Origin of the sequence: Paracoccus sp. JM45 (assembly GCF_003590715.1) — a bacterium.
Taxonomy (GTDB): Bacteria; Pseudomonadota; Alphaproteobacteria; order Rhodobacterales; family Rhodobacteraceae; genus Paracoccus.
In genome coordinates, this window is sequence record NZ_QQVY01000005.1 from 156,034 (window position 1) to 178,469 (window position 22,436).

Annotated in this window: 22 protein-coding genes; 9 read left to right on the forward strand and 13 right to left on the reverse strand. The window is 60.1% G+C overall.

Annotated elements, in window-relative coordinates; genetic code table 11:
• Positions 1–58: 58 nt before the first annotated feature.
• From DWB67_RS09810 to DWB67_RS09820, 3 genes are read left to right on the forward strand one after another with little or no spacing between them, the layout of a single operon-like run.
• Positions 59–778, forward strand: coding sequence for a hypothetical protein (locus DWB67_RS09810; protein ID WP_119807357.1), 720 nt, complete (start codon positions 59–61; stop codon positions 776–778).
• Positions 779–805: 27 nt separating this feature from the next.
• Positions 806–1,834: a YihY/virulence factor BrkB family protein gene (locus tag DWB67_RS09815; RefSeq protein ID WP_182911543.1), complete on the forward strand. Its 1,029-nt coding sequence runs from the start codon at positions 806–808 to the stop codon at positions 1,832–1,834.
• Positions 1,831–2,169 (forward strand): SMR family transporter, encoded by a 339-nt coding sequence (locus tag DWB67_RS09820; RefSeq protein WP_182911544.1) that lies wholly within the window; start codon positions 1,831–1,833, stop codon positions 2,167–2,169. Before DWB67_RS09815 ends, DWB67_RS09820 begins: the two co-directional genes overlap by 4 nt.
• On the opposite strand, the gene DWB67_RS09825 is transcribed toward DWB67_RS09820, so the two are convergent.
• The 3 genes from DWB67_RS09825 to DWB67_RS09835 all read right to left on the reverse strand — a co-directional run bounded on the left by DWB67_RS09825 (position 2,166) and on the right by DWB67_RS09835 (position 5,764).
• Positions 2,166–3,812: a peptidoglycan -binding protein gene (locus DWB67_RS09825; RefSeq protein ID WP_119807359.1), complete on the reverse strand. Its 1,647-nt coding sequence runs from the start codon at positions 3,810–3,812 to the stop codon at positions 2,166–2,168. The genes DWB67_RS09820 and DWB67_RS09825 overlap by 4 nt on opposite strands.
• 3 nt (positions 3,813–3,815) lie before the next feature.
• Positions 3,816–5,114 (reverse strand): biopolymer transporter ExbB, encoded by a 1,299-nt coding sequence (locus DWB67_RS09830; RefSeq protein WP_255418626.1) that lies wholly within the window; start codon positions 5,112–5,114, stop codon positions 3,816–3,818.
• Between the two features lie 83 nt (positions 5,115–5,197).
• Entirely contained in the window at positions 5,198–5,764 is a 567-nt protein-coding gene (locus DWB67_RS09835; protein ID WP_119807407.1) for a gamma-glutamylcyclotransferase, read from the reverse strand.
• Between the two features lie 49 nt (positions 5,765–5,813).
• On the opposite strand from DWB67_RS09835, the gene DWB67_RS09840 reads away from it, so the two are divergent.
• Positions 5,814–6,830: a DUF2125 domain-containing protein gene (locus tag DWB67_RS09840; protein ID WP_119807360.1), complete on the forward strand. Its 1,017-nt coding sequence runs from the start codon at positions 5,814–5,816 to the stop codon at positions 6,828–6,830.
• A gap of 4 nt (positions 6,831–6,834) precedes the next feature.
• Here DWB67_RS09840 and DWB67_RS09845 read toward each other — a convergent pair whose 3' ends face one another.
• The 4 genes from DWB67_RS09845 to DWB67_RS09860 all read right to left on the reverse strand — a co-directional run bounded on the left by DWB67_RS09845 (position 6,835) and on the right by DWB67_RS09860 (position 10,856).
• Complete coding sequence (locus tag DWB67_RS09845; protein WP_119807408.1) at positions 6,835–7,764, reverse strand: prephenate/arogenate dehydrogenase family protein; 930 nt, start codon at positions 7,762–7,764, stop codon at positions 6,835–6,837.
• On the reverse strand, positions 7,761–8,852 hold the full coding sequence (gene hisC / locus DWB67_RS09850) for a histidinol-phosphate transaminase (protein ID WP_119807361.1): 1,092 nt from the start codon (positions 8,850–8,852) through the stop codon (positions 7,761–7,763). The genes DWB67_RS09845 and hisC overlap by 4 nt, the downstream gene beginning before the upstream one ends.
• Positions 8,853–8,979: 127 nt before the next feature.
• Positions 8,980–9,600, reverse strand: coding sequence for a 30S ribosomal protein S4 (gene rpsD / locus DWB67_RS09855; RefSeq protein WP_119807362.1), 621 nt, complete (start codon positions 9,598–9,600; stop codon positions 8,980–8,982).
• 143 nt (positions 9,601–9,743) lie between these two features.
• The gene (locus tag DWB67_RS09860; RefSeq protein WP_182911545.1) at positions 9,744–10,856 is read right to left on the reverse strand and encodes an ROK family transcriptional regulator; all 1,113 of its coding nucleotides are present in this window, start codon (positions 10,854–10,856) and stop codon (positions 9,744–9,746) included.
• Positions 10,857–10,975: 119 nt separating this feature from the next.
• Between DWB67_RS09860 and DWB67_RS09865 the strand changes: the two genes are divergently transcribed.
• From DWB67_RS09865 to DWB67_RS09875, 3 genes are all read left to right on the forward strand, one after another.
• On the forward strand, positions 10,976–12,004 hold the full coding sequence (locus DWB67_RS09865) for a sugar ABC transporter substrate-binding protein (RefSeq protein WP_119807364.1): 1,029 nt from the start codon (positions 10,976–10,978) through the stop codon (positions 12,002–12,004).
• Between the two features lie 66 nt (positions 12,005–12,070).
• Positions 12,071–13,126 carry an ABC transporter permease gene (locus DWB67_RS09870; protein WP_119807365.1) on the forward strand — a complete coding sequence of 352 codons (1,056 nt, stop codon included), beginning with the start codon at positions 12,071–12,073 and terminating at the stop codon, positions 13,124–13,126.
• On the forward strand, positions 13,123–13,896 hold the full coding sequence (locus tag DWB67_RS09875) for an ATP-binding cassette domain-containing protein (protein WP_220475111.1): 774 nt from the start codon (positions 13,123–13,125) through the stop codon (positions 13,894–13,896). The genes DWB67_RS09870 and DWB67_RS09875 overlap by 4 nt, the downstream gene beginning before the upstream one ends.
• Positions 13,897–13,932: 36 nt before the next feature.
• Here the strand turns inward: DWB67_RS09875 and DWB67_RS09880 are convergent, their stop codons facing one another.
• The 4 genes from DWB67_RS09880 to thrS form a co-directional block, all read right to left on the reverse strand.
• Positions 13,933–15,153, reverse strand: a complete 1,221-nt coding sequence (locus tag DWB67_RS09880; protein ID WP_255418627.1) for a multidrug effflux MFS transporter — start codon at positions 15,151–15,153, stop codon at positions 13,933–13,935.
• A 58-nt stretch (positions 15,154–15,211) separates the two neighbouring features.
• Positions 15,212–15,838: a DsbA family protein gene (locus DWB67_RS09885; protein WP_119807367.1), complete on the reverse strand. Its 627-nt coding sequence runs from the start codon at positions 15,836–15,838 to the stop codon at positions 15,212–15,214.
• 188 nt (positions 15,839–16,026) lie between these two features.
• Positions 16,027–16,233 (reverse strand): cold-shock protein, encoded by a 207-nt coding sequence (locus DWB67_RS09890; protein ID WP_119807368.1) that lies wholly within the window; start codon positions 16,231–16,233, stop codon positions 16,027–16,029.
• Between the two features lie 206 nt (positions 16,234–16,439).
• Positions 16,440–18,386, reverse strand: a complete 1,947-nt coding sequence (gene thrS, locus DWB67_RS09895) for a threonine--tRNA ligase (RefSeq protein ID WP_119807369.1) — start codon at positions 18,384–18,386, stop codon at positions 16,440–16,442.
• 122 nt (positions 18,387–18,508) lie between these two features.
• Here thrS and DWB67_RS09900 point away from each other — a divergent pair, with 122 nt between their 5' ends.
• Positions 18,509–19,786, forward strand: a complete 1,278-nt coding sequence (locus DWB67_RS09900; RefSeq protein WP_119807370.1) for an MFS transporter — start codon at positions 18,509–18,511, stop codon at positions 19,784–19,786.
• Complete coding sequence (locus DWB67_RS09905) at positions 19,786–20,523, forward strand: carboxylesterase (RefSeq protein ID WP_119807371.1); 738 nt, start codon at positions 19,786–19,788, stop codon at positions 20,521–20,523. Before DWB67_RS09900 ends, DWB67_RS09905 begins: the two co-directional genes overlap by 1 nt.
• Position 20,524: 1 nt before the next feature.
• On the opposite strand, the gene DWB67_RS09910 is transcribed toward DWB67_RS09905, so the two are convergent.
• The gene (locus DWB67_RS09910; protein WP_119807372.1) at positions 20,525–21,007 is read right to left on the reverse strand and encodes a pyridoxamine 5'-phosphate oxidase family protein; all 483 of its coding nucleotides are present in this window, start codon (positions 21,005–21,007) and stop codon (positions 20,525–20,527) included.
• A 74-nt stretch (positions 21,008–21,081) separates the two neighbouring features.
• Entirely contained in the window at positions 21,082–22,431 is a 1,350-nt protein-coding gene (phaZ, locus tag DWB67_RS09915; protein WP_119807410.1) for a polyhydroxyalkanoate depolymerase, read from the reverse strand.
• Positions 22,432–22,436: the final 5 nt, after the last annotated feature.

Sequence of the window (22,436 nt, forward strand, 5' to 3'; positions counted from 1 at the left end):
ATTCCGCGCAGATTGCGGGTTCAACCAACAAGAACCGACAATTTAGAGGAGGAACGCCATGCGCCGCCCCCATGATCCCCACCCCGAACTGACCGAAGCCGACCGCACCAGCCAGACGCGCTTCGGGCCGCGCTTTGTTCCCGAGGGGCACAGAACGCCCAGCCCCTATCCCCACCGCAAGATGGTATCCAGTGCGGTGCCGCCTTCGGGGGATGTATCGCCGGACGGTAAAGAGATCTGGCCGGAACCCTCGCTAAGTGCGAAGATCATTGTCTGGGGCGGTATGGCATTGGGCGTGGCAGGAATTACGGCAGCCAGTGCGATTGCAGCACGCAAGCTGGTCGGATCGGACCAGCCCCCGGCACCACGCCGCAGCGGCCCTGCGCCTGTCGCACCACGCTTTGCCGAAATGGACGAAAACGAACGCGAAGCAGTCCGCCGCCGCGTCCGTGCCCAAGCGCGCAAGGATAGTTTGCGAACAGCACGTTTGCGCGCACAGGCAGGGCAGGGTCGTGACAAGGCGAATTTTGCCCAGGATCTGACCCGCACCGCGACCGAACTGACCGATGGCCTGAACGGAGTTGCCCAATCGTTGGTCACAGCCTTTGACAGCTTTCGCGGCGTGTCACGCCAAGCCACGACAATTGTCGGTGATTTTGTGGCAGCGGCGGATCAGCTGAAAGCCATGGTCAATGGCGCACCCGGTCCGAAACCGGCACCGGCACGTCCGGCCACGCCGCCGGTCAAAGGGGAAGACGACCGGACCCATCGGTTGTAAGCTGACGAAAACAAAGAGGGATAGATGATGCAGGATAAACCGGGCGTGTTGGGCGCAATTTTTGATCCACTGGATGAAACAACGCGCAGCCGCTTCGGTCTGGATCACGATCACCCGCATAAGGAACAGGCGCTGAAACCTGATTCCCTGCCCAAAGGCCGCATGCCGCGCCTGCGCGATCTTTCGTTTCGTGATGTGATCGCTTTGGGCAAATCGATTATTGCCCAGATCGGCGAAGATCGCGTCACCTCGGTTGCGGGGGGCGTGACGTTCTTTGGTCTTTTGTCCCTCTTTCCGGCCATCACGGCCTTTGTGTCGCTTTACGGGCTGTTGTCGGACCCCGCGACAATCCAGTCCCATCTTGAGCTGATGGAAAGCCTGCTTCCTGCCAGTTCACTGGATATTATCCGGACGCAGGTGGTCTCTATCTCCTCTACGCCGACCAGCGCATTGTCATTGGCGGGTCTGATCGCGCTTTTGGTGGCGTTCTGGTCTGCGAATGGTGGAATGAAGGCACTGCTTTCGGCATTGAACGTCGCCTTCTTCCAACGGGAAACACGTGGATTTATCCGGCTGAACATCGTAGCCATGATGTTCACATTGGGCGGATTGCTGGTCATCGCATTGATGCTGGTGGTGATCGCCGTTGTCCCCGTCGTGGTGCGCTATCTTCCTCTGGGGCTGGAGGGGGAGCAGCTTGTCACCCTGATCCGCTGGCCGATCATGTTTTCGGTGCTGGTGATGGCCTTGGTTGCCATTTATCGCTGGGGACCAGCAGTGCCCGACGCGCGCTGGCGCTGGATATCGCCCGGCGCGATTTTTGCAGCCGTGGCCTTGGTCGTCACATCGATGCTGTTTTCATGGTACACGGCCAATTTTGCCGACTACAATGAAACCTATGGTTCGCTGGGTGCGGTGATCGCGTTGATGACATGGCTTTGGCTGAATGCCATGATTGTGCTGGTCGGGGCCGAGATCAACTCGGAACTGGACCGACACTTGCGCCGTATGGCAGGATTACCGCCGGTGAAACCTATTGGTAGAAAAACGCATTGATATATTCCCCTTACGTCCCCCTGATTGCTGCTATCACGCTTGAAGTGGTCGGTACATCGCTGTTGCAACGGTCCGAACAATTCACGCGAACCGGCCCGACGATCATGATGGCAATCTGCTATCTGGCCAGCTTCTATCTGTTGTCGGTCGCACTGAAAACGATGCCCTTAGGCGTCGCCTATGCTATCTGGAGCGCATGCGGCGTTGCCTTGGTTGCCGTAATCGGGCTGGTCGTTTTTGGCCAGAAACTGGATATTCCCGCCATTCTGGGTCTGACATTGATCGTCGCCGGCGTGGTTGTGATCAATGTCTTTTCCAAAACGGTCGGGCATTAGCGTTCGGTCAGTTTCAATTCGATCCGCCGGTTCAGCGCACGATCTTCTGGTGTATCCTGCGGCGCGATGGGGCGGGTATCGGCAAAGCCTGTCGGGGCCAGCCGGTTTGCCGGAAAGCCCAGACTGTCTGTCAGATAGCGCACCACTGCCAGCGCACGGCCTTGGCTAAGTTCCCAGTTGTCGCGATAGCGCCCCGTGCCCGACAAAGGCAGATTGTCGGTATGACCATCAACGCGGATGATCCAGTCGATCTCGTCCGGAATTTCGTCCGAGATTTCGGTCAAAAGCTGTGCCACACCTGCAATCTGGTCACGACCTGCGGGGGAAAGCGTTGCCTCGCCCGTGGCAAAAAGAACCTCGGACTGGAACACAAAGCGGTCGCCGACGACCTGAATTCCATCGCGCCCCGACAGGATTTGCGACAAACGTCCAAAAAATTCGGATCGGTAGCGGGCCAGATCCTGCGCTTCGGCTTCGGCGCTTTGACGGGCCTCTTCCTCTAACGCAAGGCGGCGACGGGTTTCTTCGGCGGCGCGGACAAGGGCTGCATTCAGCTGCTGGCCCAGATCGGCGACCTGCAGTTCCGCATCGGCCTGATCCTGCCCTGCCGTCTGCAGCAGCGCCTGCAATGACCCAAGCTGGGCGGTCAGTTGCGCGACCTGTTCGTTCAGAAGGGCAACCCGACGCTGGCCGTCATCGGCAAGATTTTCCTGTTCACCCAATTCCTGACGCGCGGCGGCCAGCAAGGCTGCCTGACGTTCGGCTTCGGACATCTGCGACGCAGCTTCCAGTTCGGCCTGATCACGGGCGGCATTGGCTGCGGCCAGCAGGGTCAGCGTATCTTCGGCCTGCTGGCGCTGTTCTTCCAGCGCAAGCGTCATGGCGGTCAATTCGGTATCGGCGGCTTGCAGACGGTCGCGCAACAGTTTGGCAGCCTCGGCTTCGGCCAGACGGTCCTGTTCGGCTTCTGTCAGGTTGGTCGCTGTTTCGGCGTTGCGGCTGCGCAGGTCTGCGACCAAGGCTTCCAGCGCCTCGCGTCTGGCGGCGGCAAGGCGGGCAGTTTCCGCCACAGCATCGGTTTCCTGACGTGCCGCCGTTACAGCCAGTTCCGCCGCCGAGGCGCGCTGCTCAGCCTCGGACAGCTGGCTTTGCAATTGCCGGACGCGGTTTTCACCCAGAACTTGCGCGGCCAGCATGGTTGCAACCTCTGCCTCGAAATCGGTCAGTCTGGATTGGGCATTGGCCAGTTCCTGTTGGCCTTCATCCAGGCGGGTCAGCAAACGGGTGATCCGCGCGGCACGTTCGCGAGCGGCGGCCTCAGCTTCGGCGGCGCGGTCGGTTTGTGTCTGCAGGTCGACAGTCAGCGCATCACGGTCGCTTTCGGCGGTGCCCAATGCCTGACCAAGGGCCGCGACCTGCTGGCCAAGGCCGTCCAGCCGTTGCTGCTGGTCCGAAATGACCTGTCCCTGATCTGTGATTGTGCTGTCTTGTGTGGTGATCTGTTCGCGCAGCACTGATTGCACGACCATAAAAATCGTCAGCACGAACATCAGCACCATCAACAGCGCCGTCATCGCATCAACAAATCCCGGCCAGATCGTGGCCGAAAACCGCTGCGCCGAGGACCCCCGAGTTTGCCGCACCGCTTAGCCCCCCTGTCGTGGCAGAAGGGGATCGACCAGCTGGTCATCGCGGAAGGGGTCATTAAAGCGTGCAGCCCGCACTGCGCGGGTCAGCACAAGAATATCGGACCGCAGTTCGGCGACCATTTCATCGCGGCCCTCGTTGAGATCACGGGTCATGGTGGTCAGCGCCGTTTCCAGCCGCGACAGATCGGGCGCGGCTGACGGCGCATTGGACAGCGCTGCCAGCAGCTTGTCCTGACCATCTGCAATACGCTTCAGGCTGTCGGCCATTATCGTTGGCGTGTTGTCGGGGCGTTCGACCAAAGCCTCGATCGCTTGGGCCATGACGACGACGCGTTCATCTGCCATCAGGGCGGCTTCTTCACGCAGGGAATCGCGGTCGGCGTGATAGCTTTGCAAGCGGTCCATCTGACCGGCCATCTGTTCCAGAAACCCTGCCAGCGCCGCCTGATCGACGCCTTCGCCATCGCCCGACGCAAGGCTGATGCGGGTAAAACTGGACATCCATTCTTCCAGTTCACGGTAAAAGCGGTTCTGGCCATGGGTCACGAACAGTTCCAGCAAACCGACCACCAGCGATCCGGCCAACCCCAGAAGCGAGGATGAGAACGCGGTCGCCATGCCACCCAATTGCGCTTCCAGCCCCGTCATCAGCTTGTCAAAGACATCAAGGCCGGTTTCCCCGTCTTGCGGGGCAAGCGCACGGATGGTTTCGACGACCGCGGGCACCGTTGTTGCCAGGCCGTAAAACGTGCCCAGCAGCCCCAGAAAGATCAACAGGTTCGCCAGATAGCGGGTGATATCGCGTAACTCGTCGATGCGCGTGGCCACGGAATCAAGGATCGAGCGCGCCGATCCGGTCGAGATCACACCGCTTGACGGGCCCCGCGCGCCCAACAGCGCGGCCAAAGGCGCCAACAGACGCGGGGCTTGGGCATCCGGCGGGGCATTTTCGGCATTGCGGCGACGGGCGGCAAACCCCTCGATCCAGCTGACGGACCGGACCAGCTGGCCCAATTGCCAGAAACAGGCCAGCACGCCCAAGGCAAAGACCGCCAGAATCAGCCCGTTCAGCCATGTATTGGCCATAAAGATCGGCAGAATCCGGCCATAGGCCAACCACGCGCCCGCCAGCACCAATGCCAGCACCGACAGCATCAGCAAGACCTGCTTGACCGGCTGAGAGAACCGCGGCGCTTCGGCGCCCATCAATGCCTGATCACGCGTCGCCGAAATGCGCCTGTCGCCCAAGGGCGGACGCGCGGGTGTCAGGTGGTCGCCATGTGTCGGATCGCTCACGTAAATACCCGTCCCTTCGATGCTTTTAGGTTAACTGTAGGGAAGGCCCCTTCACTTGCCAAGCATTCAGAAGGTCTGGCTTTTTATGTTTCCGGCAGCGTGTCCTGCAGCGCACGCACGGCTTGGGACAGGCGGTCCAGATCGTCATCCGCCATACCGATCTGTGCCAGATGCGATGCGGTGTTATGCAGGTAATCCGCATTCGGCCCGCGCCCGCCATGGGCCTGCGCGATAATACGGATCTGTTCCTCATCCGGCATTCCGCCGGCATATTGCCAGTGATCACGCCGCATCACATAGGCCAGCGCCATGACCTGACGGCCATCCTCCAGGGTCAGGGGCAGGATTTCCTCGCGGTAGGCTTCGGTCACCAATTCGCGGGCCCGCAAATAGGCCAGCACCTGATCATGGTCCTGCGGTGCGATCCGCAGGGCAACACCGCGACAGGCAGCCATCGGGTCTTCGTCCAGTCCCAGAACCAGACCGGGGGTTTCATACGTGCCGCGATGTTCGATCGATCGCAGGCAGAAGCTGCGCGCAAAGCCGGCAAGATGCGCGGGCGCGGTTTCGGTGGGGGTAAAGCCGGGGTCCCAGATCAGGGAGCCATAGCCAAAGACCCATTCGATCTTATGCGTTGTCGTTTTCTCCATCATCGGCAAAGGTAAGCCAGCGGCGGCGCAGAAAAAAGAGGCTTGGTCAATGTTCAGGTTTTTCATCGTTTCGGGTGTATGTATTGCAGCAGTTGCCGGCATCTGGGCAGGTGGTGAAACCTATGCCAGCAAGCGTCTGGCGCAACTTGTCCAAGACAACCCTGCAACGCAGGCCAGTAGCGTAGAGGCCATGCGGCAACCACCTAATTTCGGTGTCGAACTGCAGGATTTCACCTTGACCGATCCTGCCGCGACACTGGCGTTCCCCTGGGCCCGGATTGTCATGTCCCCCACCACGCCGACGACAGCGCAGCTGCAGCTGCCTGATCACGGGCAGTTGCAAATCGAAGGACAGGATTACGATCTGGGGCTGTCGGGGGACTATTCGAAAATCCGGTTGGCCCCGCTGAAACGTCTGGCACCCGATCATATCGACCTGATGGCCGATGCCGTCACGCTGGACGGACAGGCCGTGATCGAGGGGCTGGATATCGACCTGCAAATGGGGCGGCTAAGTGCCACCGCACCACTGGCGGCACGATCGGTCTATGAGGCTGCGGTCAATCTGGGCGCGCTGCGGACGCAGATGTTGGCGCAGCTGGGGGTCGATCTCGGCCCGCTCCCTGATCCCGTGACCATGAATGGCAAGCTGCGGCTGTGGATGGACGGGACGCCCTCGGTCACGGATGAACATGCACCGGATATTGTCGGCTGGCAGACCGAGGGGCTAACCTTGGGGGCAGGGGCGATGTCCTTGCGCCTTGTCGGGCGTGTGGTGCGCGGGGCTGATGGTCTGACCGAGGGGCAATTGGCGATCTATACCACCGATGCTAAAGCCATCATCGATCAGGCCGCCGAACTTGACCTGATCCCCCAGCAGTCGCGCATGTTGCTGACGTTCGGATTGGGCCAACTCGCCCGCGCCGAGATCGATCCCGATATCGACGGCCCCGAATTTCCCGAAGCGTCAGATGGCCAGATGCGCCTGCCCGTTGTCCTGAAAGAGGGGCAGATTTTCCTTGGCGGCATCGCAATCGGCGCGGCGCCGCCCTTCGGTTCGATCTAGCCCGCTATTCTGCAGGCTGCGCCCCGGGTGTGCGCCCGAAATCGGGCACGCTTGTGTCCTGTCCCGCATCGATAATACCGCGGCGGATGGCGCGGGTGCGGGTAAAGTAATCATGCAGCTGCTGGCCATCGCCCATGCGAATGGCCCGCTGCAAGACGAACAATTCCTCGGTGAAGCGGCCAAGGATATCCAGCGTGGCGTCCTTATTGTGCAGGAAAACATCACGCCACATGGTGGGGTCGCTGGCGGCGATGCGCGTGAAGTCGCGGAAACCGGCGGCGGAATACTGGATCACTTCCTCATCCGTGACGCGGCCAAGGTGGTCGGCAACGCCAACCATCGTATAGGCGATCAGGTGGGGCACATGGCTGGTGACCGACAGGACCAGATCATGGTGCGTCGGCTCCATCCGGTCGGTCTTCGCACCCATGGCAGTGATCAGGCGGTCCAGCCTTGCGACCGCCGTTTCGACACTGTCGGGCAGGGGGGTCAGCAACCACCAGCGGTTGACGAAAAGCGTGGCGAAACCTGCCCTTGGACCGGAATGTTCGGTCCCGGCCAGCGGGTGGCCCGGCACGAAATGCACGCCATCTGGAATATGCGGCGCAACGGCATCGATCACCGATTGCTTGACCGATCCCACATCCGTCACCGTCGCACCCTTGGCCAGATGCGGTGCGATCTCGGCCATGACACTTCCCATGGCGCCGACGGGAACCGCCAGCACGACCAGATCGGCATCTTTTACGGCATCGGCCAGATTGTCATGGACGCTGTCGCAAAGGTCGATTTCCTGCGCGATCTGGCGGGTTTCGGCGCTGCGGGCATAGCCGGTGATATGTCCGGCCAGACCGCCCGCACGCATGGCATGGGCCATTGACCCTGCGATCAATCCCAGCCCGATCAGGGCGACGCGGTCATAGATGACGGTCATTCGGACCTCCGCGCGGCCATAAAGCTGCCAAGGGTCGCGATAATGCGGCGGCATCCGTCCTCATCCCCGACGGTGATCCGCAGGGCGGCAGGCAGGCCATAGCCACCCACGCGGCGCACCAGAATACCATCGTCGCGCAGGGCGGCGTCCGCTGCGGCCGCCATATCGGCGTCATCAAAGCGGGCCAGCACGAAATTGGCAAAGCTTTCGTCGCAGCCGATCCCCATCTGGATCAGCGATTGACGCAACCAGTCCCGCATCCGTGCATTCAGATCGACATAGGCGGCAGTAAACCCTGTGTCGCGGATTGCCGCCTCGGCTGCGGCCATTTGCGGGTTGGACAGGTTGAACGGCTGGCGCACGCGGTTCAGGACGTCGATCATGTCACGCGCGGCATAGCCCCACCCGATCCGCAATCCGCCCAAGCCATGGACCTTGGAAAAGGTGCGGGTCATCACGACATTCGGGTGCCGGTCAACCAAGGATGCGCCGCCATCAAAGCCATCGGCAAATTCGGTATAGGCCCCGTCATGGACAAAAATTACATGCGGCGGCAATCCCTCGGCCAGCCGCTGCAATTCATCCGCGCCCAGCATGGTGCCGGTCGGATTGGCGGGGTTGGCGATAAAGACGATGCGCGTCCGGTCAGTGACCGCGGCCAGAATGGCATCGATATCCACACGGCGATCGGTTTCGGCAACCGTGACCGGAACAGCGCCGACCATGCGGGCAAGGATGGGATACATGGAAAAGCCATGTTCAGTGGTGATCACCTCATCCCCCGGTCCGGCATAGGAATGGACGATGAACTGCAACACCTCGTCCGAGCCGACGCCGCAGATGATGCGGTCGGGGTCCAGACCATAGATTTCGCCGATGGCTGTGCGCAAACTGGCATGGTCGGTGGCCGGATAACGGTGCAGATCCCCCGATGCCGCGACAAATGCCGCTTGCGCCGCAGAGCTGCATCCCAGCGGGTTTTCGTTCGAGGACAGTTTCAGCACATCCGCACGCCCCTTCAGCGTGCTTTCGCCGCTGACGTAAAGCGCGATGTCCATGATGCCGGGCTGCACGGGTATCTGGGTCATAGGTCCATCCTTTTCCACCCGTCCGTCTAATCCGACAGCTGGCGTTAGAAAAGGCCCAACACACCGCAGAACGCAAAAGGGCCGCATCCGAAGATGCGGCCCTTCCGGCAATCGATGCTGGCGAAGATCAGTTCTTCGCGTAGAATTCGACAACCAGGTTCGGTTCCATCTGCACGGCGTAGGGAATGTCGCCCAGTGCCGGAGTGCGAACGAAGGTCGCGGTCATTTTGCTGTGGTCGGCGTCGATATAGTCGGGAACGTCACGCTCGGTCAAAGCAACGGCTTCCAGCACGACGGCCAGTTGACGCGAACGCTCGCGGATCGAGATCACGTCGCCTTCTTTGACGCGGTACGACGGGATGTTGACCTTCTGGCCGTTCACTTCCACGTGGCCGTGATTCACGAACTGGCGTGCAGCGAAGATCGTTGCAACGAACTTGGCGCGGTAAACAACTGCGTCTAGACGGCGTTCCAGCAGACCGACCAGTTTTTCACCGGTGTCACCCTTGACGCGTTCGGCTTCGCCGAAGATGCGACGGAATTGCTTTTCGGTCAGGTCGCCATAGTAACCCTTGAGTTTCTGCTTTGCACGCAGCTGGGTACCGAAGTCGGACAGTTTGTTCTTGCGGCGCTGACCGTGCTGACCCGGGCCGTATTCACGACGGTTGACCGGCGACTTTGCGCGGCCCCAGATGTTTTCGCCCATGCGGCGGTCAATTTTATACTTGGCAGACGTGCGTTTTGTCACGGCTGATCTCCTTCTAGAAGTTACGAAGGGCGTTGTCCTCTGGCCGAAGCCTGACAGGGTTCCCCTTGCGGAGTCCACCAACACCAATGAAGTGCGCGTCTATAACGGTGTGACAGCGGGCGTCAACCGCAAAGCCCCGCAAATCAGCCCATTGCGCCATCCGGCAGGAAGAAATGTGACAAAGGCAGGGCGGCGGCGCCCAGAATGCGGGCGCTGCGGCCCAGATCGCCTTCGATAACATCGGGGCGGTCGATACCCGCGGCAGGCATTGCTGACAGCGCGGCACGGGTGGCTATGGCCAGACGTGCGCGGGTGGCGGGGGGCAATGCGCCATCGATCACCACCAGCGGCAGATCGACCAGCGCCACGGCTGACAGCGCGACAAAAGCCAGTGCTTTGCTCGATTTCTGCGTCCATTCCAGTTCAAGCGCCAAGGGAATATCCCAGCCGGAATCAGCAGGGGGCAGAGGCTTGCCAACCATCCTTTCCAGCACCGAAATAGAGGCTTGTTCCAGCAATTGTCCGCCACCCGATACGGGCATCGACCCAAGCGCGCCTGCATTGTGGCGCGGGCCATGCCGCAGGGCACCGTCCAGCACGATGCCTCCGCCTGCGAAATGGGCGATATAGATATGGATGAAATCACGCGGCAGGGGCTGTTTGCCAAATACCAGCTGCGCCGCACAGGCCGTCGTCGCATCATTGCCTGTAAAAACAGGAAAGGGCAGGTCCGGTGTCAGGATGGCCGGCAGATCGACATCCTGCCACGGGGCCATATCCTGCCCCCAGTCCCACAGTTTGCCGGGGATGGCGATGCCCAAGCCCATCACCCGCGCCCGATCGCGCAAAGGCAATCGGGCAAGAATGTCAGTCAGTTCGCGGCGGGCAAACCTCAGGATGTGTTCGGGATGGGGAAAGGTATAAACCTGTTGCCGGTGGACACGGATCCTGCCGGTGAAATCGATCAGGGCCAGTTCCACCAGACGCCGTCCGATTTTCAGCCCCAGAAAAAACGCCCCTTCGGGCGACAATGCCAGCGGGGTCAGGGGCTGGCCGACCTTGCCGCGCAACACCGCCCCCGCATCCAGCAGATCGCCATGGATCAGCTTGCGGGTCATATTGGTGACAGATTGTGCCGACAGCCCGATGTGCTGCGCGATCACGGCACGGGGCAGGGGGCCATGCCGCCGGATCAGGGACAGCAATTGCCGTTCATTCCGGCTGAGAATCCCGAAGTCGCCGCGAACGGATGTCATGATGGCCCCCTCTGACCAGTTATTAATCAACATGATTGATTTATTGACAAGTCGAAAACACAAGTGCTTCCTAGCCCTAAGGCGGCCGAGGAACCGCCAAGCTGGAGGAGAATTCTGAAGTGACTTTGAAAACAATATTCCGCGCATCCGTTGCGCTATCCGCCCTGACCCTGTCCGCTGGTTTCGCCGCCGCGCAAGAGCCGACAAAGGCCTGCCTGATCACGAAGACCGACATCAACCCTTTCTTCGTCAAGATGAAGGAAGGTGCGACGGCCAAGGCCGATGAACTGGGCGTCGAGTTGATGAGCTTTGCCGGAAAGATTGACGGCGACCATGAAACCCAGCAGCAGGCGGTGGAAAACTGCATTGCGGCGGGCGCCAAAGGCATTCTGATCACCGCGTCGGACACCAAGGCCATCACCGGACCGCTGCAACAGGCGCGTGACGCGGGGATGCTGGTGATCGCGCTGGATACGCCGCTGGACCCGCTGGATGCCGCTGACGCGACATTCGCAACCGACAACCGCGAAGCCGGTCGCCTGATCGGCGCTTGGGCCAAGGGCAAGATGGGGGATGCCGCCGCAGATGCGCGCATTGCGATGCTGGACCTGTCGGCAACGGCCGCATCCGTCGATGTGCTGCGCGATCAGGGTTTCCTTGAGGGCTTCGGCATCGACGTCAAAGATGAAAACGTCATCGGGGATGAGGATGACGACCGGATTGTCGGCCATGACATCACCTCGGGGAATGAGGAAGGTGGACGTCAGGCGATGGAGGCCCTGATGCAGCAGGACCCCGGCATCAACCTTGTCTATACCATCAACGAACCTGCCGCCGCCGGCGCATATGAGGCGCTGAAATCATTCGGCAAGGAAGATGACGTGATGATCGTCTCCATTGATGGCGGCTGCCCCGGTGTGCAGAACGTTCAGGAAGGTGTCATCGGGGCCACGGCGCAGCAATATCCGTTGCTAATGGCCTCTATGGGCGTCGAAGCGATTGCTGCCTTCGCCGCTGATGGCACGATGCCCGAAACCTCGGACGGGCTGAATTTTACCAATACGGGCGTCAATCTGGTCACCGATGATGCGGTGGATGGCGTGGAATCGGTCAGTGTTCAGGAAGGTCTGGACGCCTGCTGGGGCTGATGACGCCACGATGGGGCGGCGACATGGTTCGCCGCCCGACCACCTTCCCAACCCACGGAGACATCCATGTCCGATTCCCCCGATCCCGTGGTCCCGCAGAACGCAAGTGACTCGGTTGCCCAATTCGATCACCACTCGCGCAGCGCGCTGGACCGCGTGCAGCATTTCCTGCACCAATATCCGACGATGGTGCCTGTCATCGTGCTGGTCCTGTCCCTGATTGCCTTCGGGCTGATCTCTCCCAATTTCTTTTCGGCGTTCAACCTGTCGCTGATCCTGCAGCAGGTGGCTGTGGTCGGCACGCTGGCCGCTGCGCAATCGTTGGTCATTCTGACCGCCGGTATCGACCTGTCGGTTGGCGCGGTGATGGTGCTGATTTCGGTCATCATGGGCAATTTGGCCGTCAATTTCGGCGTGCCGGTGCCCATTGCCATTTTCATCGGTCTGGCTTGCGGCGCAGGTACCGGCGCGATGAACGGTCTGCTGGTCACGAGGCTGAAGCTGCCGCCCTTCATCACCACGCTTGGCAGCTGGAACATTTTTCTGGCGCTGAACTATTACCTGTCGGGTAGGCAAACGATCCGAAGCCAGTCCTTGGATGCCGAGGCACCCTTGCTAAAGTTCTTCGGCACCCGTTTCAACGTCGGTGATGCGGTGCTGACTTATGGCGTCGTGCTGATGGTGGTGGTGTTTGCGGTGCTGTATTACGCGCTGTATAAAACCGCATGGGGCCGTCGCGTCTATGCGGTGGGCGATGATCCTGAATCGGCGGCGCTTGCCGGTATCCAGACCAAGCAGATCCTGCTGTCGGTCTATGTCGTGGCAGGTCTGATCTGTGGCCTTGCCGCATGGTCGTCCATCGGCCGCGTCGGATCGATCAGCCCGACATCGTTTTTCGAGGCCAATCTGGAATCCATCACCGCAGTCGTGATCGGTGGCATATCGCTGTTTGGCGGTCGCGGATCGATCCTTGGGCCATTGATCGGTGCGCTGATCGTCGGCGTGTTCAATTCGGGCCTGCGTCTGGCAGGGGTGGATGTGCTGTGGCAGCTGTTTGCAACCGGCTGGCTGATCATCTTCGCCGTCGCCATCGACCAATGGATCAGAAAGGTGTCGTCATGACCCAGCCGCTTCTTTCCGCCCGTAATCTGGTCAAACGCTATGGTCGCGTGACCGCCATGGACCACGCGGATTTCGACCTCTATCCTGGCGAGATTCTGGCCGTTATCGGCGATAATGGTGCCGGTAAATCCAGCCTGATCAAGGCGCTGTCGGGTGCGGTTCGTCCTGATGAGGGTGAAATCCGGCTGGACGGCAAGCCGATCAGCTTTGGCAGCCCGCTGGATGCCCGCAAGGCAGGGATCGAAACCGTCTATCAGACGCTGGCCCTTTCGCCCGCCATGTCGATATCCGACAACATGTTCATGGGGCGTGAAATCAAACGCAAAGGCTTTATGGGCAAATATCTGGGCATGCTGGACAAGCCTGCGATGGATGATTTTGCCCGCAAAAAGCTGTCCGAACTGGGGTTGATGACCATCCAGAACATCAACCAGCAGGTCGAGACGCTGTCAGGTGGTCAGCGTCAGGGCGTCGCCGTTGCGCGCGCCGCAGCCTTCGGCAGCCGTGTGATCATTCTGGACGAACCGACCGCGGCGCTTGGCGTCAAGGAAAGCCGTCGGGTGCTGGATCTGATTCTGGATGTCCGGTCGCGGGGCATTCCTATTGTGCTGATCAGCCACAATATGCCCCATGTGTTCGAGGTTGCCGACCGAATCCACATCCACCGGCTTGGCAAGCGGTTGTGCGTTATCGACCCCAAGGAACATTCGATGTCGGATGCCGTGTCCTATATGACGGGGGCGAAGGTGCCCGACGAGGTGGCAGCCTGAAGTGGAAAGGGCGGGACCGATGTCCCGCTCTTTTGCTTAATCCGCCAGTTTCAGCATCAGGAACCATGCCATCGACGAACAGATCAGCGTTGCTGTCATCGCCGGAATGGCTGTGCCGTTATAAAGCAGTCCGACAGGTGCCGCGATCACCACCGCAGCCAAGGTTGATATTGCCGCGATGATCGACGCGGCCATCCCCGCAATATGACCCATGTGCTGTAAAGCCAGCGCGTTCAGGTTGCCGAAGGTCACACCCGCCATAAAGAAAACGCTGGTGGCCCAGAAAAAGAATGCCGGAAATTGCAGCGCGGGCGGGATCATATCGGTTAGCATCAGGACCATGATCGTGCCGGACACGATGGTCTGCATGATATAGGCCCATTTCGCGATCCGCCGCATGCCGAAGCGGATGACGAATTTGATGTTCAGGATCGTGCCGGACCCAGACAGCAGCGCCATGGCAGCGAACCACAGGTGGAAATTCTCACCCTTGTTATAGGTTTCCCCGAACAACTGCTGTGCCGATGACAACAGGGCGAACATCTGGCCAAAACCAAGCGTCAGAACCAATGTGGTCAGCATGACCTGACGGTTCGACAGAACCTCGGTCGCGGCGGCCAGAAGGGTGGTGGCGCGCAGGGGACGGCGGTCCTTCGGAGGCAGGGTTTCTGCCTGACGGATGTTCAGCCAGGATGCGCCGATCAGACCGAAGATGATAAAGGCGACAAAAACGCCATGCCAGTTCGACATGCCGATGATGCCTGCGCCGATCGAGGGGGCAATCGCAGGCACAGTGATAAAGATCATCATCACAAAACTGGTGATGCGGGCCATCTCGCGGCCCTGATACAGGTCGCGCACAAGCGCCAGACCGACAATGCGCGGGCCGGATGCACCGATGCCCTGAATAAAGCGGGCGATCAGCAATGTTTCCAGCGAATTGGAATAAAGCGCGGCAATCGTCGCGGTGATGTAAATGCCGAACCCCAGTGTGATGGTCCGTTTGCGGCCAAGCGCATCGGACAAAGGTCCGGCAAACAGAGTGCCAAGACCCATGCCCGCGACAAAACTGGTCAGGATCAATTGCGCGCGGTTGACGTTATCGGGGGTCAGATCGGCTGCGATCTTCGGAAGCGCGGGAAGCATCGCATCCATGGAAAAAGCGATGGTGGCGAAAAGAAACGCCAGCATCGCAATGAATTCAGGCAAGGGCAAACGGCGCTTTGGCGTTGCGATTGCATGGGCAATATCGGTCATGGGGGTCACCTGTCGGTTCTGACCCAGCAGATAGCCCGATATTGCAGACTATGCAAGATTATCGGGTGACGGCACCGGACAGTTCGTCGATGACGTTTTCCCAAAGGGCCGTAGGTTGGGCACCGCTGACCGCATGGGTATCAGCCACAATGAAGGTCGGGATCGAATTGATGCCCCGCTGACGGGCATGTGAATCGCGGCTTGTCACCTCGTCCCTGTCGGCATCGCTGGCCAGCAGGCGGGCGGTTGCTTCGATATTCATGCCGGCGGCCGCGGCGATGCGGGTCAGGGTTTCGGGGTCTGCGATATCCTCGCCCTCGAACCAATGGGCTTTCAGCAGGCCGGTCATCACGCCGTCCTGCACGCCTTCCAGCCCTGCCCAATGCATCAGACGATGGGCGTTCGTGGTATCGGGCTGCCAGACAGGCGGCACAACGGTCACACCCAACTGTGCCGCACGTTCCAGAAAGGCATCCTGCGAAGTTGCCGCATTTTCACCGAATTTGGCGGTCAGATATTCAGCACGGTTCATGCCTTTGGCGGGCATTTGCGGGTTCAGACGAAATGGGTGCCACGCAATGGAAAACGGATGATCGGGGCGTTTTGCCAGTGCTGCATCCAGTTCCAGCTTTCCGATCAGGCACCAGGGGCACACAGGGTCCGAGAAAATATCAAGACGGGTCATGATCTGTCCTTGCGATAGGGCCCGCATATGGCACAGCGGGTGATCTTGCCGGTGGGGACAGGGCATATGGGCCAGCGTCCCGATGATGTTGCGGGGCTTTTACCCTGCACAGCGCCACAGTGCCATGCGGTTCACCAAATAAAAAACGGCCCGCGAACGGGCCGTCACAGCACGCATGAAAGCGTGAATTAAAGCAACTGCAGATCGCTGGCTGATGCACGGCCATCACGGCCCGACTGCAATTCATAGCTGATCTTCTGGTTGTCCTGCAGACCCGTCAATCCGGCGCGTTCCACTGCCGAGATGTGGACGAAGACATCGCTGCCGCCGTCATCAGGTGCCACAAAACCAAAGCCTTTGGTGGCGTTGAACCACTTAACCGTTCCGGTCGCCATAACCGTTCTCTCCTTCAAGTCATCCCGACGCAGGGATTGCGTCAGGCCGTGCAGCCCGCTTTCGGTCTTCCGGCTGCCCGTAAAGGGAGCGGTAGAAAGTCTCTTGCTCACGCAAGTGAGAGGATGCCCGAATCGATTTAAAACGCAAGTCTGTTTTACGCGCAGGCGGGTGCCCGCGCGTGAAGCTTTCGCAACATCCGCCGGTTTCAGCGTAGATCAGGCGCGGTCGCTTCGGCTTTCAGCATTTCTGTCACCTCGGACAGGGACAGGGTGCGGCTGCCCTGCTGGTCCAGACGGCGCAGGGAAACAGTGCGGTCTTCCACCTCTTTCATGCCGATGGCCATGATCGCGGGGACCTTGCCGACGGAATGTTCGCGGACCTTATAGTTGATCTTTTCGTTGCGGATATCAGCCTCGGCGCGGATGCCTGCGGCATTTAGCGCGGCGACAACTTCATGCACATAATCATCCGCGTCCGAAACGATGGATGCGACAACCACCTGACGCGGTGCCAGCCAGAAAGGCAGTTTGCCCGCGTGGTTTTCGATCAGGATGCCGATGAAACGTTCAAAGCTGCCCAAAACGGCGCGGTGCAGCATGATGGGGCGGTGCTTCTGGCCGTCCTGCCCGACATATTCCGCATCCAGACGTTCCGGCAGGTTGGGGTCAACCTGCAAGGTGCCGCATTGCCAGTCACGGCCAATGGCATCCGTCAGCACGAATTCCAGTTTCGGACCATAGAAGGCACCTTCGCCGGGGAAGATGGTGTAATCATAGCCTGCCGCTTTACAGGCATTGCCCAAGGCCGCCTCGACCCGATCCCAGCTTTCATCCGAACCGATGCGCTTTTCAGGGCGCGTCGACAGCTTGATCCGCCAGCCGGTAAAGCCCAGATCGGCATAGATGCCCGCCAGAAAATCGATGAACTTCTTGGTTTCGGCTTCAATCTGGTCGTCGGTGCAGAAGATATGCGCGTCATCCTGCGTAAAGCCGCGCACACGCATGATGCCATGCAGCGCCCCCGAGGGTTCATACCGGTTGCACGACCCGAATTCGGCCATCCGCAGCGGCAGGTCGCGATAGGATTTCAAGCCGTGGTTGAAGATCTGTACGTGGCACGGGCAGTTCATCGGTTTCAGCGCATTGATGGTCTTGGTCTTGGCATGTTCTTCGTCCACTTCGACGATGAACATATTGTCCTGATAGTTTTCCCAATGACCGGATTCTTCCCACAGCTTGCGGCTGACGACCTGCGGGGTGTTCACCTCGACATAGCCGTCGGCGCGCTGCTTGCGGCGCATGTAATCCTGAAGGTTGGTATAGATGCTCCAGCCGTTCGCATGCCAGAAAATCTGGCCCGGAGCCTCTTCCTGCATGTGGAACAGGTCCATTTCGCGGCCCAGCTTGCGGTGATCGCGTTTTGCGGCCTCCTCCAGCATGGTCATATGGGCTTTCAGGTCGTCGCGGTTGCGGAAGGCCACGCCATAGATGCGCTGCAACTGCGGGCGCGTCGCATCGCCCAGCCAGTATGCACCGGCAATATGGGTCAGCTTGAAGGCATCGGCGGGCAACTGGCCGGTGTTCTGCAAGTGCGGGCCGCGGCACAGATCCTGCCAGTCGCCGTGCCAATACATCCGCAGGTCCTGATCTTCGGGAATGCGGTCGATCAGTTCCAGTTTGAACGGTTCATTTGCCGCTTTGTAATGGGCGATGGCCCGGTCGCGGTCCCAGACTTCGGTGCGGACCGGATCACGGGCGGCGATGATCTTTTTCATCTCGGCCTCGATCACGGCCAAATCTTCGGGGGTGAAGGGTTCGGCGCGGTCGAAGTCATAGAACCAGCCATAATCGCGGACCGGACCGATGGTGACTTTGACATCAGGCCAGATCGACTGGACGGCGCGGGCCATGACGTGGGCGAAATCGTGGCGGATCAGTTCCAGCGCCTGCGCTTCATCCTTTATCGAGTGAATGGCGATCTGGCCGCTGGACATAATTGGCCATGCAAGGTCGATGTGCTGACCATCAAGGCTGGCGCTGATGGCGCGTTTGGCAAGGCTGGGGGCGATGCTTTCGGCCACTTGGGCGGCGGTGACGCCAGCCTCGTATTCGCGCGAATTGCCATCAGGAAAAGTCAGAGAGATCTGGGACATAAAGTCCTCCTCGTCGGTTTGGCGCCCACGGAACGCCCGATTGCGGGTTATGTTAAGGTCGCACCAATGGACCCGCGCGCAAAAACTGTCAAGATAAGCCACGCAACAAGCCGGATATCCCTATGAAAGAAATCGAAGAACAGCTGTTCGAAGTACTGGTCGATGATCCCGATGCCGATGGCGGATTGAAGGGCGCGCAAAAACAGGCCGAGCCTGCAAATTTCCTGCGCCATGTCGCGGCATTGTCAGGGTCCAAACTGGGCGACGGCTTGGTGGATGCCAAACTGGTGCTGTCATGGTTGTTGACGCATCTGGGGGCAGGGGCCGGTTTCATCGGTCTGCTGGTCCCCATCCGCGAGGCGGGGTCGCTGTTGCCGCAGCTGTTTACCGCGGGGGCCATCGGGGCGCTGCCACGGCGCAAATGGGTCTGGGCCGCGGGCAGCATTCTGCAGGGGCTGGCGGCACTGGGGATCGCGGTTGTTGCGCTGGTTTTACAGGGGGCTGCGGCGGGACTGGCGATTGTCGGCTTGCTGGCGGTTCTGGCCTTGGCGCGGTCGGTCTGTTCGGCCTCCTATAAGGATGTGCTGGGCAAGACGGTCGGAAAAACACGGCGCGGGACCGCGACAGGTCTGGCAGGCAGCGTCAGCGCAGCGGGTGTGATTGTCTTTGCGCTGCTGCTGTTATGGGGGCCTTTCGACCGTGCCCCGCTGGTGATTGCCGCGATCCTGCTGGCGGCGGGCATGTGGGTTCTGGCGGGGCTGGTCTTTGCGACATTGGAGGAGGACCCCCAACCCCGCCAGAACGTGCTGGGCCTGCGGCAGTCTTTGGCACAGCTGTCCTTGCTGCGTCAGGACGGGCAGTTGGGACGGTTTGTTGTCGCTCGGTCGCTGTTGGTCGGCACAGCCCTTGCGCCGCCCTATCTGTTGGTGATTGCGGCGGGGCAGCAGGCCGACGACCGGCATCTGGGGCTGCTGGTGCTGGCCTCGGCGCTGGCGTCGCTGGTATCGTCATGGGTCTGGGGGCGGATGGCGGACCGTTCGGCGCGGCAGGTGCTGGTCTGGTCCGGCGTCGCCGCAGCCGTTGCGCTGTTGATCGCCATTGCTTTGGGTGCCATGGGGCATGCGGGAACGGCGGGCATTGCGGTGGTTCTGTTCGGCCTGATGATCGCCTATCACGGGGTCAGGCAAGGGCGGTCCACCTATCTGGTGGATATGGCCCCCGATGACCAGCGCGCAGCCTATACGGCCGTGTCGAATCTGGTGGTCGGTGTGGTGATCCTGATTGCGGGGGCCGCCTCGGCAGCGCTTGCGATGCTGGGGGGGGCTTGGGTTATCGCGGTCTTTGCACTGGCATCGGTTGCCGGTGCATGGGTCGCATTCGGATTGAAAGAGGTAAGCTGATGAACGACTATCTTGAAACGCCATCGGGACGTCGCATCGCCTATGTGCGGACCCAAGGGAAGGGGCCGGGCATCGTGTTTCTGGGCGGGTTCAAATCCGACATGAGCGGCACCAAGGCCGTTCATCTGGAGGCTTGGGCCAAAGAACATGGCCACGCCTTCCTGAGGTTTGACTATTCCGGTCATGGCGGCAGTAGTGAAACCTTTGAAGAAGGCTGCATCGGTGACTGGGCCGAGGATGCGTTCCAAGCCATCACCACCCTGACCGACGGCTCGCAGGTTCTGGTCGGATCATCCATGGGTGGCTGGATCAGCCTGCTGATGGCGCGTCGCATGCCCGAACGCGTGGCGGCACTTGTCACCATTGCCGCCGCGCCCGATTTCACCGAACGTGGTTTCTGGGCAGGATTTTCCGAAGACTATCGTCAGGTGCTGACCCGTGACGGACGGCTGGAATTGCCAAGCGATTACGCCGACCAGCCCTATGTCATCACGCGCCGCCTGATCGAGGATGGTCGCTACCAGCAGGTTATGAACCAACCGCTGGATCTGCCATTTCCGACGCGTTTCTTGCAAGGAACGGCAGATAAAGATGTGCCGATGCAATGGGCGCTGGATCTGCTGGATCATGCGACATCGCCAGATATGCGCCTGACCTTGGTCAAGGGCGCCGATCACCGTTTTTCGACGCCCGAATGTCTGGACCTTGTGACCGAAACTATCCGGTCACTGCCCTAGGTTACAACGTCAGGGTATAGTGTTCGCCCATATCGGGCTTGTCACCGGTCACTTTGGATTTGGCGATCTGGAACAGAAAGGTCAGGCTGCCACCGGTGGCCCAAACCTCGGCCCCTGACAGGTCCATATGCAACAGCTGGACATCAGGGTCTTCTTTGCCACTCTCGAACCAGCTGGAGGCGACGGCATTCCAGATTTCATCCAGTTTCGCGCGGTCATCCGACAGCGATAGCTGGCCGTCGATGCGGGTGTACAACCCTTCGCCCGCGTCGCTGACAACATGGATTGCGGGCTTCGCACCGCCGGCCAGCGATTTGGCCAGATCGGTGCCCTTGGCAGTGATGAACCACAGCGCGGATTGATCGCGATCCGCGTAATGTGACATGGGCACCACCCGAGGGTCCTCGGTGGTGCCCAGCATGCCGGCATTTACATCGTCAAGCCGGCTCCAGAACTGGTCGGCACGTTTGTGGTCGTCCGTCATGATATCCCCTTGTGCCGCACCATGCGGCGTTCAGAGATATAACGGTGATCATGTCACGCAGGTTCCTGACGGTCCTAGACGGCCATTTTGGCACCATCCATCGTATCGGCCACACCGCAATCGGTATCTGCAGGGTTGGGTTTGCGACGGCGCTTCGGTTTGGGGCTGTCTTCGGTCTGCTTGGCGCTTTCATCCATAAAATCAAGCACAAGCGGACGAATGTTCAGGCGCCATGATTTGCCTGCAAAGATGCCGTAATGGCCCGCACCCGGTTCCAGATGCTGCACCTTTTTGTCCGCCGGAACGCCGGAGCACAGATCAAGTGCGGCCACGCATTGACCGGGGGCCGAAATGTCGTCATTCGCGCCCTCGACCGTCATGATGGAGACATCGCTGATCTTGCCGATATCGACCAGTTTGCCTTCAACGGTGAATTCATTTTTGGCGATTTCAAGGTTTTTGAAGATACGCTCGACCGTCGACATATAGAATTCGGCGGTCATATCCATCACCGCCAGATATTCGTCATAGAATTTATTGTGCTTATCGCCATCCGACGCCGTGCCGCGTGCTTCGGCATAGATCTGGTTGATAAAGGCGCGACTGTGGGATTCCGCATTCATGGCGATAAAGCTGCTAAGCTGCATCAGGCCCGGATAGACCATCCGCCCTGCGCCGCGATATTTGAAACCGACCGACTGGATCACCGCTTTTTCCAGTTCACCCATAGTAACGCGGTTGCCGAAATCGGTCACCTCGGTTGCGGCGGCATCGGGATCAACGGGGCCGCCGATCAGGGTCAGGCTGCGGGGCTGGGCCTTGGGGTCTTCCTCGGCCAGAATGGCAGTCGCGGCCAAGGCAAGGGGGGCCGGCTGGCAGACGGCGACGACATTGGTGTCAGGGCCAAGGTGTTTGATGAAATCAACCAGATAGCGGGTGTAATCCTCGACGTCGAATTTGCCTTCGCTCACAGGGATATCACGGGCATTGTGCCAATCGGTGACATAGACATCGCAATCGCTCAGCAGCGACGTTACGGTTGATCGCATCAGCGTCGCGTAATGGCCCGACATCGGTGCGATCAACAGCACTTTGCGGGGCATGGTGTCACGACGCGCGACGCGAAAGTGGATCAGGTCGCCAAAGGCGCGTCTGACCACCGGTTCGACATAGACGATGTGATCCTGCCCGTCCTCACCTGCAATCGTGGGCATTTCCCAATCCGGCTTTGTGACCATCCGCGCAAAGCTGCGTTCTGTCACGCGGCCCCATGCACTTAGCAGATGGAAGGCGGGGTTCGGGATCAGCGCAAAGGCGGGATATGACCCCATCGCGCGAGCCGTGGCCCCCATCCATTCATTTGTATTGCGGATTGTTTCCATCGCATCATATGAAATGACGCCTTTTAGACCTTTGACCGACATATCAT

Coding starts and splice junctions, on each gene's coding strand:
- DWB67_RS09870 (WP_119807365.1), top strand. CDS start 12,071: ATGTCCGATTCCCCCGATCCCGTGGTCCCGCAGAACGCAAGTGACTCG.
- DWB67_RS09860 (WP_182911545.1), bottom strand. CDS start 10,856: ATGACATCCGTTCGCGGCGACTTCGGGATTCTCAGCCGGAATGAACGG.
- DWB67_RS09885 (WP_119807367.1), bottom strand. CDS start 15,838: ATGACCCGTCTTGATATTTTCTCGGACCCTGTGTGCCCCTGGTGCCTG.
- DWB67_RS09835 (WP_119807407.1), bottom strand. CDS start 5,764: ATGGAGAAAACGACAACGCATAAGATCGAATGGGTCTTTGGCTATGGC.
- DWB67_RS09900 (WP_119807370.1), top strand. CDS start 18,509: ATGAAAGAAATCGAAGAACAGCTGTTCGAAGTACTGGTCGATGATCCC.
- DWB67_RS09880 (WP_255418627.1), bottom strand. CDS start 15,153: ATGACCGATATTGCCCATGCAATCGCAACGCCAAAGCGCCGTTTGCCC.
- DWB67_RS09845 (WP_119807408.1), bottom strand. CDS start 7,764: ATGACCGTCATCTATGACCGCGTCGCCCTGATCGGGCTGGGATTGATC.
- DWB67_RS09840 (WP_119807360.1), top strand. CDS start 5,814: ATGTTCAGGTTTTTCATCGTTTCGGGTGTATGTATTGCAGCAGTTGCC.
- DWB67_RS09810 (WP_119807357.1), top strand. CDS start 59: ATGCGCCGCCCCCATGATCCCCACCCCGAACTGACCGAAGCCGACCGC.
- thrS (WP_119807369.1), bottom strand. CDS start 18,386: ATGTCCCAGATCTCTCTGACTTTTCCTGATGGCAATTCGCGCGAATAC.
- DWB67_RS09875 (WP_220475111.1), top strand. CDS start 13,123: ATGACCCAGCCGCTTCTTTCCGCCCGTAATCTGGTCAAACGCTATGGT.
- DWB67_RS09905 (WP_119807371.1), top strand. CDS start 19,786: ATGAACGACTATCTTGAAACGCCATCGGGACGTCGCATCGCCTATGTG.
- DWB67_RS09815 (WP_182911543.1), top strand. CDS start 806: ATGCAGGATAAACCGGGCGTGTTGGGCGCAATTTTTGATCCACTGGAT.
- hisC (WP_119807361.1), bottom strand. CDS start 8,852: ATGACCCAGATACCCGTGCAGCCCGGCATCATGGACATCGCGCTTTAC.
- phaZ (WP_119807410.1), bottom strand. CDS start 22,431: ATGTCGGTCAAAGGTCTAAAAGGCGTCATTTCATATGATGCGATGGAA.
- DWB67_RS09910 (WP_119807372.1), bottom strand. CDS start 21,007: ATGACGGACGACCACAAACGTGCCGACCAGTTCTGGAGCCGGCTTGAC.
- DWB67_RS09890 (WP_119807368.1), bottom strand. CDS start 16,233: ATGGCGACCGGAACGGTTAAGTGGTTCAACGCCACCAAAGGCTTTGGT.